This is a genomic window from Streptomyces corallincola, assembly GCF_019104725.1.
GTDB classification, from domain to species: Bacteria; Actinomycetota; Actinomycetes; order Streptomycetales; family Streptomycetaceae; genus Streptomyces; species Streptomyces corallincola.
The window spans coordinates 32,602-44,434 of record NZ_JAHRXF010000051.1 but is presented as its reverse complement, the minus strand read 5'-3'; the positions used below and the strand labels follow the sequence as shown (position 1 = coordinate 44,434).

Sequence of the window (11,833 nt, the reverse complement as noted above, 5' to 3'; positions counted from 1 at the left end):
GAACCGCAGCATGTTCCCGGCCCCCAGCAACCCCCCAAGAGCAGAAGGCCGCTCAAAATGAAGGAGATGCCCCGCCTCGGGAATCTCCGCATAGCTGCCATGCGGAAGAACCCGCACCATCTCCTGCGCCTCCGCACGACCAAGCTCCCCGTCAAGCCCCCGCACGACGAGGGCGGGACACCGGACCTGGGCAAGTTCGTCCCAGTGGGCGTCATGGACCCAGCTCTCACGGGTGCGAAGCATCTGGCCGGGATCGAAGACGGGCCGCCAGCCATCGGCATGCTCCCGCATGCTCTCGGCGTAGAACGCACCGCGCGCCGGATCGGGCCGCTCCAACCAGGGGTCCCCCTCGGCGAACCAGTGCCGGGCGTCCGCGAGCCGCGCGAACGGCAGCGGCCAGGACGCGAACCAGTCGGCCCACTCCCGCTGGGAGGCCGCGCCGAGCGCGGAGGCCCGCATGTCGCAGATGACGAGGCCGCACACGAGGTCGGGGCGGCGCGCGGCGAGCTGCCAGGCGGTCAGCGCGCCCATCGCGTGGCCGACGAGCACAGCGGGCCCGAGCCCGAGCTGTTCGAGCGCGGCCTCGGCGTCCTCGACGTACGCCTCACGGGTGTACGCGGCCTGCCGCGGGCCCTCGCTGGCGCCGTGGCCGCGCTGGTCGAGGGCGACGACACGGTGCCGCCGGGCCAGTCGGCCCGCGATCCGCGCCCAGTGGGAGGCGCACCCCATCAGCCCGTGGAGCAGCAGCACGCCCGGCGTGCCGGACGGCGCGCGGTCCGCCGCGCCGGACTCCCAGGCGGCCAGCCGCACCCCGCCCGTCCCGGTCACTTCGATACGCCGTGCCATCGCTCCCGCCCCCCAGCTCCGCCCGGACCACCGGGGCGTGCGGCCCTGGTCACGGCCGTACGCTCCGCCGGTCTCGTCCCGGTCGTACTGCCTCGCACGCTATCGAAAACCCATTCGACGAACGGCTTCGTCCGGCCAACACCCCTCGTTCGAGTGACACCCCTCAAGGAATGATCGCCGCCGCCGAGGGGATCTTTCAGGCGGGAGGCGGACCACTCGGGGAAAAGCGGTCCGTGGGGAACGACCCTGGGAGCTCGGGGCTCCGGGTCGGTCACGGGGAGGTGAGGCCCCGGCGCCGGGAGGCGCCGGGGCTCTCCCGTGAGGGCCGGGGCTCTCCCGCACGGAGAGCCGGGGGGCCGATACCGGTGGGGCGCCGCCCGCCGCTCAGCCCTTGGCCACGAACACATGGGAGGCGACGTCCGCCTCCAGCTCCGCCGCCTCACCGCCGCTGCCCACCAGCACCCCGCCCGCCGACTCCGTGACACTCACCACCGAACCGGGCTGCACCCCCGCCCGGCGCAGGGCGTACATCAGCTGCGCGTCGGTCTGGATGGGCTCCCCGATCCGCCGGACGACCACGTTCTTGCCGTCGGCGCCGGGGGCGAGGTCCGCCAGCGAGACCATGCCCTCGTCCAGGAACGGATGGGCGCCGTCCTTCTCGCCCAGCTCCTCAAGACCGGGGATGGGGTTGCCGTAGGGCGACTCGGTGGGGTGCCGCAGCAGCTCCAGCACCCGGCGCTCGACGGCCTCGCTCATCACGTGCTCCCAGCGGCACGCCTCCGCGTGCACCTGCTCCCACTCCAGGCCGATCACATCGACGAGCAGGCACTCCGCGAGGCGGTGCTTGCGCATCACGCGGGTGGCCAGCCGACGGCCCTCCTCGGTCAGCTCCAGGTGACGGTCGCTGGCCACGGAGACCAGCCCGTCGCGCTCCATGCGCGCCACGGTCTGGCTCACGGTCGGCCCGCTCTGGTCGAGGCGCTCGGCGATGCGGGCGCGCATGGGCACGACGCCTTCCTCTTCCAGTTCGAGGATGGTGCGGAGATACATCTCCGTGGTGTCGATCAGTCCGGACATACGTGCCCCTCGATTACCTGTGCCGGTTGCCCGGCGCGTGCGACGGCCCTTCGTTCAATTCTGCCGGATACCACTGACAAGCGAGTGCCACCGTCCGTACCCGGCCCCCGTCGGCCACCCCAGTGGTGCGACGCGTGGAGCGCCCGGGGCGCCCGGTGCGCACGGGGTGTGAGGGCGTATTGACACAGGGCTGGTCCGGACCGCACCGTGATCCGCGACACGGCCGCCGGGAGAGCCGCGGCGGGACGCCGGAAGGGGACATCCCAATGAGCGACGGCACGGCCGCCGAGCTGTTCTTCGACGCCGCCATCGGCCTGCTGCGACGGGTCCGCGAGGAGGAGGCGGACGCGGTCGCGGCGGCGGGCACGCTGCTCGCGGACACCGTGGAGTCCGGAGGCAGGCTGTTCGCCTACGGCGCCGGGCACTCCGCGCTGGCCGCCCAGGACGTGGTCTACCGGGCCGGTGGACTCGCCCTGCTCAACCTGCTCGCCGTCCCCGGCGCCGTCGGCGTCGAGGCCCCGGCCACGCTGGGCTCCGCGCTGGAGCGGGTGGAGGGGCTGGCCGACGCCGTCCTCGACTGCTCCCCGGCCCGCGCGGGCGACGCGCTGATCGTCATCTCGTTGTCCGGCCGCAACGCCCTGCCCGTCGAGATGGCGCTCAAGGCCCGCGCGCTGGGCCTGAAGGTGATCGGCGTGACCTCCATGGCGTACACCGCCGGGACCTCCTCCCGGCACCGCTCGGGCACCTTCCTCAAGGACCACTGCGACGTCGTACTCGACTCCAAGATCGCCGTGGGGGACGCGGAACTCACCCTGGACACCATCCCGGCCCCCTTCGCCCCCGCCTCCACCGTGGTCACCTCCGCGCTGATGCAGGCGATGGTCGCCACCGCCGCCGCCACCCTCGCCGACCGGGGCATCGAACCCCCGCTGCTCCGCTCCGGCAACGTGGACGGCGGCACGGAATGGAACCGGCGCGTGATGACGGAGTACGGCGACCGGATCTTCTACCAGCGCTGAACGGGCGGTACGGGCACGGGAGTCGGCACCGGGCGACCCGTGGCGGACGTGGCCCGTACGAGGCGCGGTGCGCCCGGCCCGCGTGGATCAGCCCGCCGGGCCCCCGGCGGCCCCCCGCTCCCCCGCCAGGTCGAGCGCGGCGGCGATACGGGCGGCCACGTCCTCCGCGTAGGCAGCGTCGGGGCGTTCGTAGCGGCTGCGGCCGGTGCCGCGCAGGAAGGTGACGACGCCGAGGGTGCGGCCCCGGCTGCGCAGCGGGACGCACAGCGCGTGCGCGGTGTCCGCGGGCCACTGCCGGGCGAGCGCCCACTCGCGGGCGCGCTCGCCGGTACGGTCCCCGGCGTCGGCACGGACCGTACCGCCCCGCTCGACGCAGCTCGGCGCGGGGTGACCGGAGGCGTACCGCAGCGGGAGTCCGGCCGGGCAGGCGTCGTGGCCCGGTCCGGCGGCCCCGGCGGGCGCGGCGGCGACCCGTACCAGCCGCACCCGCGCCGTACGACCGCCGTCACCGCCCCCGGAGGCGGGACCGCTCGCGGACACCCGGTCCAGCAGCGCGTGGTCGGCGAACCCGGCGAGGGCGAAGTCGAGGTGCACGGTGGCCGCCTCGGCCGGGTCCTCGCACTCGGCGGCCACGCGGGCGGCCCGGTACGACTGGTTGGTACGGAACCGGAGCCGCGCCGCGTCCTGCTCGGCCCGCTTGGCGTCGGTGACGTCCTGGAACAGCCAGCCCACACCGAGGGGAACCGGTTCTTCGGCGAGTGGCGAGGCCAGCCGGAGGAAGCCGCTGCGCCAGCAGTGCCGCTCCTCGCCCTCCGGGGTGCGCACGGTCACCCACAGCTCGGCGGGCGCGGGCGGGGCGCCCTCGGCGAGGACATGGGTGAGGGCGCTCTGGAGCTCCTCCACGCCCTGGGTGATCAGTTCGCCCAGCGGGCGGCCCAGCAGGGCGGTGCGGGCGGTGCCGAAGGCGCGGGCGGCGCGGGCGTTGACCACGGCCGGACGCAGGTCGGCGTCGATCAGCACGACCCCCCAGGACGCGTCCTCGAACAGGGCCTCGCTGAGCGCGACGGACCGCTCCAGGTCGATCTGGGCGTGCACCTCGCTGAACGCGCAGTACACCCCGGCGGGCTCGCCGTCCGGGCCGCGCACGGCCGCCGACTGGGTGCGCACCAGGACCCGGCCGCCCGCCTTGGTGACCAGCGCGAACTCGTGCACCCGGCGGCCGGGCGCGCGCATGGCGGCCATCAGCCGCGCCTGTACGTCCTCGGCGTCCGCGCTGCGCACCGCCCAGCCGGTGAAGCCCGCCCGGCCCACGGCCTCGGCGGCGCTCCAGCCGAGTATCCGCTCGGCCTCCCGGTTCCAGTGCGTGACGACACCGTCCGCGTCGAAGGCGCACAGCGCCGCGTCCATGCCGTCCAGCAGCGCGGCCAGCAGCACGACGGATCCGCCCGTCTCGTCGGCGGCCTCCGGCGCCACGGAGAGCGCGTCGGCGGCCGGGCCGGTCGGCCGGGACCCGTCCGGCCCGCGTTCGTCGGTGGTCCCACTCGGCCGGGAAGCACTCACCTGGACCCCCTGGACACTCCGCCCGCGCACCTGCGGCACACGATCCGTTCACTGGCCATCATTCAACTCGAACGTGACACAGCCCACATCCTGTTCCCGCAAGATTGCGAAAATCAGCACGTGCCCCCGGAAACCCCCACCTCACCTGCGCGGAGCCGCAGATCCACGTACTCGGCCGTCTCCCCGTCCAGGACGTACCGCTCGCTCTCCACGAACCCGCGCGCCACCGCGAACGCGAGCCCGTCGGCGTTGGCCGCGAGCACACAGGTCTCCACCTCCCGCGCCCCCAGTTCCCGCGCCAGCGCCAGCCCGTCCGCGTAGAGCGCCGTACCGAATCCGCGCCGCCGGAAGCCGGGGAGCACCCGCGCGATGACGGTCGCCACCCCCTCCGGCCCGGCAGGCGGCCGTACCGTCGAACACCCCACGAGCACGTCCCCCAGATAGGCGTTGCGCAACCGGTTCCGCCCCAGCCGCTCCCGCGCCCCCTCGGACGCCATCGCGGCGGGCGGCACGACGGTGTTGTGCACGTACCGCCACTCCTCCAGCGCCCGGTCCCCGGCGACGGACTCGATACGCAACACGGCCGCAGGGAGCACGGGGCTGCGGGGCACGGAGCTACGGAGTGCGGGGCTGTCGGGTTCGCTCATGCGGCGAACGGTAGGAGGCGGGGGCGGAGGGAGTCCACGGAAAAAAAGGGGTTGAGCCGTGCGGGGGGCGTTCTTATGGTGGGGCGTACACGAGAAGGGAGGTGGTTCGGCAGATGTACAAGAACCGGACGCGTGAGGTGACTGCGGGCTAGCGGCCCGTCGCCACTCGAAGTGCGGTGCCGGACCGGCATGCCTCGTGCGTGCAGCCGGCCCAATCCCAGCAGTCACCGACCCGCGAACCCGCCGGTACGTCCGGCCGGCTTCCGTGCTGCGGCATGGAGACCTGGGTTCGCGGGTTGTCCGCTGTCCGGGGCTGTCCCGTAGGGGGCGGCCCCGGATGTGTTTCCGGGGCCGGGTGGGTTTCAGTGGGCGATGTCGGCGAAGCCGTCGATGTCCCGGGGGCTGCGGGAGCCGGGGCCGGTGTAGCGGGCGGAGGGGCGGACCAGGCGGCCGGTGCGCTTCTGCTCCAGGATGTGCGCGGACCAGCCGGCGGTGCGGGCGCAGGTGAACATCGAGGTGAACATGGGGGCGGGTACCTCGGCGAAGTCGAGCATGATGGCCGCCCAGAACTCCACGTTGGTGGCGAGGACGCGGTCGGGGCGCCGGTTGTGCAGTTCCTCCAGGGCCGCCTTCTCCAGCGCCTCCGCGATCTCGAAGCGCGGCGCGCCCAGTTCGCGGGCGGTACGGCGCAGCACGCGGGCGCGCGGGTCCTCGGCGCGGTAGACGCGGTGCCCGAAGCCCATCAGCCGCTCGCCCTTGTCCAGCGCCTTCTTCACGAACGCCTCGGCGTCACCGGTGCGCTCGATCTCCTCGATCATGCCCAGCACCCGCGAGGGCGCCCCGCCGTGCAGCGGGCCGGACATCGCGCCGACCGCGCCGGACAGCGCGGCGGCGACGTCGGCGCCGGTGGAGGCGATGACGCGGGCGGTGAAGGTGGAGGCGTTCATGCCGTGCTCGGCGGCCGAGGTCCAGTACGCGTCCACGGCGGCGACATGCTTGGGGTCCGGCTCGCCCCGCCAGCGGATCATGAACCGCTCGACGACGGAGCCCGCCTTGTCGATCTCGCTCTGCGGCACCATCGGCAGCGCCTGTCCGCGCGCCGACTGGGCGACGTAGGACAGCGCCATCACGGCGGCCCGCGCGAGGTCGTTCCTGGCCTGCTCGGCGTCGATGTCGAGCAGCGGCTTGAGCCCCCAGGCCGGCGCGAGCATGGCGAGCGCGGACTGCACGTCCACCCGGATGTCCCCGGAGTGCACGGGGATGGGGAACGGCTCGGCGGGCGGCAGACCGGGGTTGAACGCCCCGTCCACCAGCAGCCCCCACACGTTGCCGAAGGACACGTGTCCGACGAGGTCCTCGATATCGACGCCTCGGTACCGCAGGGCGCCGCCTTCCTTGTCGGGTTCGGCGATCTCCGTCTCGAACGCGACGACCCCTTCGAGGCCGGGTACGAAGTCGGACATCAGGCGGCTCCTCGTGACGTGGCGGCGGCGGTCGGTCACCCGGTGATACCCCGCTGCCACGGGGGTCACCCGGAACGGAGCGGAGATCTGCACCATAGCCCTGAGTGCCACTTTTGGGCAGCCCGTACGACACTCAGTGCCAGCTTCGTTCGAACGGCCGGGCGCCCCCGTGCCGGGTGTGCGGTGGAGCAGCCGCCCCCGTACGGCAGGATGACCGCGTGACCGACGCCGCCGACCACCCCGCCGACCGTCCGGAGCGCCCCGACCCGCTCGTGGACCCCGCCGCCATGCGCCGTCAGTACCGCGCCGTCGGTCTGGACGCCGCGCTGCTGGCCGCGCACCCGATGGACCAGTTCTCCCGCTGGTTCGAGGACGCGGCACGCGCGGCCTCGCACGGCACGCTGTACGAGCCGAACGCGATGGTGGTGTCCACGGCGGACGCGGCGGGGCGCCCCAGTTCGCGCACGGTGCTGCTGAAGCGCTTCGACAGCAGGGGCTTCGTCTTCTACACCAACTACACGTCCCGCAAGGCCCGCGAGCTGGCCGCGAACCCCGGCGTCTCGCTCCTCTTCCCCTGGCACCCGATCGCCCGCCAGGTCGTCGTCACGGGTACGGCGGCCCGCACGAGCCGGGAGGAAACGGCCGCGTACTTCCACAGCCGCCCGCACGGCTCCCAGCTCGGCGCGTGGGCCAGCGCCCAGTCCTCGGTGATCGCCTCCCGTGACGAACTGGACGCGGAGTACGTCGAGTTGGCGGCTCGGTACCCGGAGGGCGAGCCGGTGCCGGTGCCGCCGCACTGGGGCGGGTTCCGGGTCGTACCGGAGACGGTGGAGTTCTGGCAGGGCCGGGAGAACCGGCTCCACGACCGCCTGCGCTACATCACCCGCCCCGAGGACGGGAGTTGGACCGTTGAGCGGCTGAGCCCCTGACCGGCGGGCGATACGGCGGGACCCGTACCGCCGCTCAAGGCATCTGCCGCGTACGGCACTTCAGGCGGGCGTCAGCAGGTCGCCGTGGTGGCGGCGGGCGACCAGCGGGTGCGCGCGGAGCTTGCCCTTCAGTTCGTTGTTGCCGTACTCCGCGAACAGCGGGTTGGCCGGGTCCTCGGTGATGCCGGGGGCGTCGGAGGCGTGCGGGAAGGGCAGCGGGGCGATACGGGCGTCCAGGCGGGGGTTGTAGAAGAACGGCACGGAGAAGCGCTCGGTGGCGCCGGGCGGGCTGACCACGCGGTGGTTGGTGGCGATGAGATAGCCGTTGGTGGCGACCTCCAGCAGTTCACCGAGGTTGACGACGAACGCCCCTTCCAGCGGCGGGACTTCGTGGAACCGGCCGTCCTCCCGCTGGACCTGGAGCCCGCCGACGGCGTCCTGGAGCAGCAGGGTGAGGAAGCCGTAGTCCTTGTGGGCGCCGACGCCCTGGTCGGTGCCGTCGGCGGCGCTGCCCGGATAGCGGACGAGCTTCAGGTGCGGGTGGGCGTGCGCGCCGAACACCGGGTCGTAGAAACCGGCCGGGGCGCCGATCGCGGTCAGCAGCTCGCGCAGCAGGCGTCCGGCGACCGCGCCGAGCCGGTCGATCCAGGCGAGGGCGGCGGTACGCAGCTCGGGCAGGGCGGCGGGCCACTGGTTGGGGCCCTGGAGCCACCAGTACGCGGGCTCGCCGGGCACGGGGAGGCGGGCGGGGCGTTCAGCGCCGATGTCGAGCTGGTCCCGCCAGTCGCGGGCACCGGCGGTCTGCTCGTCGCCGGTGCGCGTATAGCCCCTGAAGTGCGGGGAGTTGACGTTGTCCAACGCGAGCCGGTCGGCCTCGGGGAGCGCGAAGAAGGCCCGCATCGCGGTGAGCAGGGCTTCGGTCTCGGCCCGTGTCACCCCGTGTCCGACCAGTTGGAAGAAGCCGACGTCGTGCGCGGCGGCGTGCAACTGGGCCAGGAAGGCGGCTCGTTCGGCGGGTGTGCCGTCGGCGGCGGCGAGGTCGATGACCGGGAGCTGGTCGTACCGGGAGGAAGTCGTCATGGGTGCGTCCGCGGGGTGTACGGGGCACGGGGGTCCGCCAGGGGTGGGGCGGGCCCCTGGTGCCGGAGGACGGGAGATGGTCCGGGTGGTCCGGACCCGGATCACGAGGAGACCGGATCGCGGCGGAAGGGGGCTGGGTCAGGCAGAGCGCCGACAGCCCATGCTCGTGACGCGCACGTAGTCCACGTGGCGGCGTCGAACGAGCGGCAGAAGCATGGGGAAAGGTTACTGCGGGACTGGAGATACGGGTGTGACGGGGGTCACGGGTGCGCCGGGTCTCGGGATCGGGGTCACGGGATCGCCAGGGCGCGGGATCGCGGGGTCAGCAGGTCGCGGGGTCGCGGTGGGGTGCGCCCGCCCCGGCCCCCGCCCCTTGCCCGCTCAGCGACCCGCACGCGCCCAGCGACCCCCACGCGCCCGGCGCCCCCCCTATGCGCTCAGCAGCACCCGCGCGCTCAGTACCCCTCCGCCCCGAGAGCGCCCTCCAGCAGCCCGGCCCACTGCGCCACCACCCGCTCCCGCCGGGCCCCGTCGTCGGTGAGCAGGTTGGCGAGCCCCAGTCCGCGCGCCATGTCCAGCAGCCCCTGGACGCTCTCGCGGACGCCGGGGCGTGACTCGTCGGCGCCGAGGAGTTCGACGGCGATGCGGTGCGTCTCGCGGCCGACCTTCGCCTCCAACTCGGTCACGCGCGGACGGAGTTGGTCTTCGTCGCTGGCGGCGACCCAGAGGTGCAGGGCCGCGCGGAAGAGGGGGCCGGTGTAGAGGTCCACCAGGGCGGCGACGACGGCACGGTGATCCGCGGGACGGCGATCGGCGGGACGGTCGGCGGGGCCGTCCGCGAAGAGGGCGCGCAGGGCGGTCGAGCGTTCTTCGGCGACGTACTCGACGGCGGCCGTGAACAGGTCCTCACGGGTCGGAAAGTGATGCTGGGCCGCGCCCCGCGAGACCCCGGCGCGCTCGGCGACGACGGAGACGGTGGACCCGGCCCAGCCGCGCTCGGCCAGGCACGCCACGGCGGCCTCCAGCAACCGCTGCCGGGTGACCCGGCTGCGGTCCTGCTTGGGCGCCCGCTCCCGGCCGCCCGCGCTCACACCACCCACTCCGCGTCCCGTCTCTCCAGGAAGGCCGTCATCCCCTCCCGTGCGTGGGGGGTGGCGAACAGTTGGGCCGAGAGTGCGGTCAGGTGGGCCGCGTCCCGGTCGAAGGTCTCCAGCACCCTAGCCGTGAGCAGCCGCTTCGTCTCGGCGAGGGCCTCGGGCGCGGAGCGGCGCAGGCCGTCCAGGATCGGGGCGAGCACGGCGTCGGCGTCCCGCCCGGCGGCGGTGAGCAGGCCGAGCCGTACGGCCTCGGCGGGGTCGAAGCGCTCGCCGGTGAGGCAGTACCGGGCCAGGGCGCGCGGGTCGGCGCGGGGCAGCAGGGGCAGGGAGATCACGGCGGGCGCGACCCCGATCCGTACCTCGGTGAAGGCGAACGTTGCCCGCGCCGAGGCCACCGCGAGATCGCAGGCGGCGACCAGCCCGAGCCCCCCGGCCCGTACGTGCCCGGTGATCCGGGCGGCCACCGGGCACCGCAGCTCCACGATCGTCCTCAACAGCGTTACCAGAGCGGCCGGTTCGGGCGGGTCCCGCAGATCCGCACCGGCACAGAACGTGCCGCCGGTGTGCGTGAGCACCACCGCCCGTACGCCGGGGTCGGCCGCGCACTCCTCCAGCGCACCGGCCAACTCCCCCACGAGCGAGGCGGACAGGGCGTTCCGGGTGGCCTCGGAGTCGAGGCTGAGTGTCTGTACGGCACGGTCGCGGGCGCGGCCGATCAGCGGGCTCACGCGTCCTCCTCCGGTCGGCGGCGCGGGATCTCCCCGGAGAGGGCGCGGGGGACGGCGGGGCGAGTGAGGGGCGGTGCCTCTCGTTCGGCGGGTGGCACAGCGTCGTACACGTCACGGGACACGGTGTCTCCGATCATGCTTCCGGCACGTCTCTAGTACGACTTGGGCAGGCCCAGGGTCTGGTGGGAGACGTAGTTGAGGATCATCTCGCGGCTGACCGGGGCGATTCGGGCCACGCGGGCGGCCGTGACGAGGGAGGCGAGGCCGAACTCGCGGGTGAGGCCGTTGCCGCCGAGGGTGTGCACGGCCTGGTCCACCGCCTTCGCGCAGGCCTCCCCGGCCGCGTACTTGGCCATGTTGGCGGCCTCGCCCGCGCCCGCGTCGTCACCGGCGTCGTAGAGCCGGGCGGCCTTCTGCATCATCAGCCGGGCGAGTTCGAGTTCGATGTGCGCCTGGGCGAGGGGGTGGGCGATGGCCTGGTGGGAGCCGATGGGCGCCTGCCACACGGTGCGTTCCCGGGCGTAGGCGACGGCCTTGCCGAGCGCGTACCGGCCCATCCCGATGGCGAACGCGGCCGTCATGATCCGCTCGGGGTTGAGCCCGGCGAAGAGTTGCAGCAGCCCGGCGTCCTCCTCCCCCACCAACGCCCCGGCGGGAAGCCGTACGTCGTCGAGGACCAGCTCGAACTGCTTCTCGGCGGCGCTGAGTTCCATGTCGATGGGGTTGCGGGCGAAGCCCTCGGAGTCGCGCGGGACGATGAACAGGCACGGCTTGAGGCGGCCGGTCCGGGCGTCCTCGGTGCGGCCGACGATCAGGGTGGCGTCGGCGTGGTCCACCCCGGAGACGAACACCTTGCGGCCAGTGAGGACCCAGTCGGCGCCGTCGCGGCGGGCGGTGGTCGTGATCCGGTGCGCGTTGGAGCCCGCGTCGGGCTCGGTGATCCCGAACGCCATGATCCGGGTGCCGTCCGCGAGACCGGGCAGCCACTCCCGCTTCTGCTCCGGGGTGCCGAAGCGGGCGATCACCGTGCCGCAGATCGCGGGCGACACCACCAGCATCAGCAGCGGGGAGCCGGAGGCGCCCAACTCCTCCAGCACGATGGACAGTTCACTGACCCCGCCGCCTCCGCCGCCGTACTCCTCGGGGAGGTTGACGCCGAGATAGCCGAGCTTGCCCGCCTCCGACCAGAGTTCGGTCGGGGGGCGGCCCTCCGCGATGACGTTGGTGAGGTAGGCGCGGCCGTAACGCTTCCCGAGGGCACCGACCGCCGCGCGCAGCGCCGTGTGCTCCTCGGGTTCTGTGAGAGTGGTCATGGGGGTGCCTCCGGGGTGCGGGGCGGATGGGGACCGGGCTCATGGGGCGGGGCTCATGGGAGCGGGGCTCATCG

Annotated in this window: 11 protein-coding genes; 2 read left to right on the top strand and 9 right to left on the bottom strand. The window is 73.8% G+C overall.

Features of this window, described 5'->3' with window-relative positions; translation table 11 throughout:
• On the bottom strand, positions 1 to 846 hold an 846-nt coding region (locus KUM39_RS24445), incomplete at its 3' end, for an alpha/beta fold hydrolase (RefSeq protein ID WP_217787926.1).
• A gap of 384 nt (positions 847 to 1,230) precedes the next feature.
• On the bottom strand, positions 1,231 to 1,923 hold the full coding sequence (locus tag KUM39_RS24440; RefSeq protein WP_217787925.1) for an iron-dependent transcriptional repressor DtxR: 693 nt from the start codon (positions 1,921 to 1,923) through the stop codon (positions 1,231 to 1,233).
• A 266-nt stretch (positions 1,924 to 2,189) separates the two neighbouring features.
• On the opposite strand from KUM39_RS24440, the gene KUM39_RS24435 reads away from it, so the two are divergent.
• Complete coding sequence (locus KUM39_RS24435; RefSeq protein WP_217787924.1) at positions 2,190 to 2,942, top strand: SIS domain-containing protein; 753 nt, start codon at positions 2,190 to 2,192, stop codon at positions 2,940 to 2,942.
• A gap of 87 nt (positions 2,943 to 3,029) precedes the next feature.
• Here KUM39_RS24435 and KUM39_RS24430 read toward each other — a convergent pair whose 3' ends face one another.
• The 3 genes from KUM39_RS24430 to KUM39_RS24420 all read right to left on the bottom strand — a co-directional run bounded on the left by KUM39_RS24430 (position 3,030) and on the right by KUM39_RS24420 (position 6,612).
• Positions 3,030 to 4,502 (bottom strand): PAS domain-containing protein, encoded by a 1,473-nt coding sequence (locus KUM39_RS24430; RefSeq protein ID WP_217787923.1) that lies wholly within the window; start codon positions 4,500 to 4,502, stop codon positions 3,030 to 3,032.
• Between the two features lie 113 nt (positions 4,503 to 4,615).
• Positions 4,616 to 5,149: a GNAT family N-acetyltransferase gene (locus tag KUM39_RS24425; RefSeq protein WP_217787922.1), complete on the bottom strand. Its 534-nt coding sequence runs from the start codon at positions 5,147 to 5,149 to the stop codon at positions 4,616 to 4,618.
• Between the two features lie 362 nt (positions 5,150 to 5,511).
• The gene (locus tag KUM39_RS24420) at positions 5,512 to 6,612 is read right to left on the bottom strand and encodes a citrate synthase 2 (RefSeq protein WP_217787921.1); all 1,101 of its coding nucleotides are present in this window, start codon (positions 6,610 to 6,612) and stop codon (positions 5,512 to 5,514) included.
• A gap of 287 nt (positions 6,613 to 6,899) precedes the next feature.
• On the opposite strand from KUM39_RS24420, the gene pdxH reads away from it, so the two are divergent.
• Positions 6,900 to 7,541, top strand: a complete 642-nt coding sequence (gene pdxH, locus KUM39_RS24415) for a pyridoxamine 5'-phosphate oxidase (RefSeq protein WP_217787928.1) — start codon at positions 6,900 to 6,902, stop codon at positions 7,539 to 7,541.
• A gap of 60 nt (positions 7,542 to 7,601) precedes the next feature.
• Here pdxH and KUM39_RS24410 read toward each other — a convergent pair whose 3' ends face one another.
• From KUM39_RS24410 to KUM39_RS24395, 4 genes are all read right to left on the bottom strand, one after another.
• Entirely contained in the window at positions 7,602 to 8,621 is a 1,020-nt protein-coding gene (locus KUM39_RS24410) for an isopenicillin N synthase family dioxygenase (protein WP_217787920.1), read from the bottom strand.
• Between the two features lie 455 nt (positions 8,622 to 9,076).
• Complete coding sequence (locus KUM39_RS24405) at positions 9,077 to 9,721, bottom strand: TetR/AcrR family transcriptional regulator (protein WP_217787919.1); 645 nt, start codon at positions 9,719 to 9,721, stop codon at positions 9,077 to 9,079.
• Positions 9,709 to 10,446, bottom strand: a complete 738-nt coding sequence (locus KUM39_RS24400; RefSeq protein ID WP_217787918.1) for an enoyl-CoA hydratase family protein — start codon at positions 10,444 to 10,446, stop codon at positions 9,709 to 9,711. The genes KUM39_RS24405 and KUM39_RS24400 overlap by 13 nt, the downstream gene beginning before the upstream one ends.
• Before the next feature lie 152 nt (positions 10,447 to 10,598).
• Complete coding sequence (locus KUM39_RS24395; RefSeq protein ID WP_217787917.1) at positions 10,599 to 11,759, bottom strand: acyl-CoA dehydrogenase family protein; 1,161 nt, start codon at positions 11,757 to 11,759, stop codon at positions 10,599 to 10,601.
• Between the last annotated feature and the right edge of the window lie 74 nt (positions 11,760 to 11,833).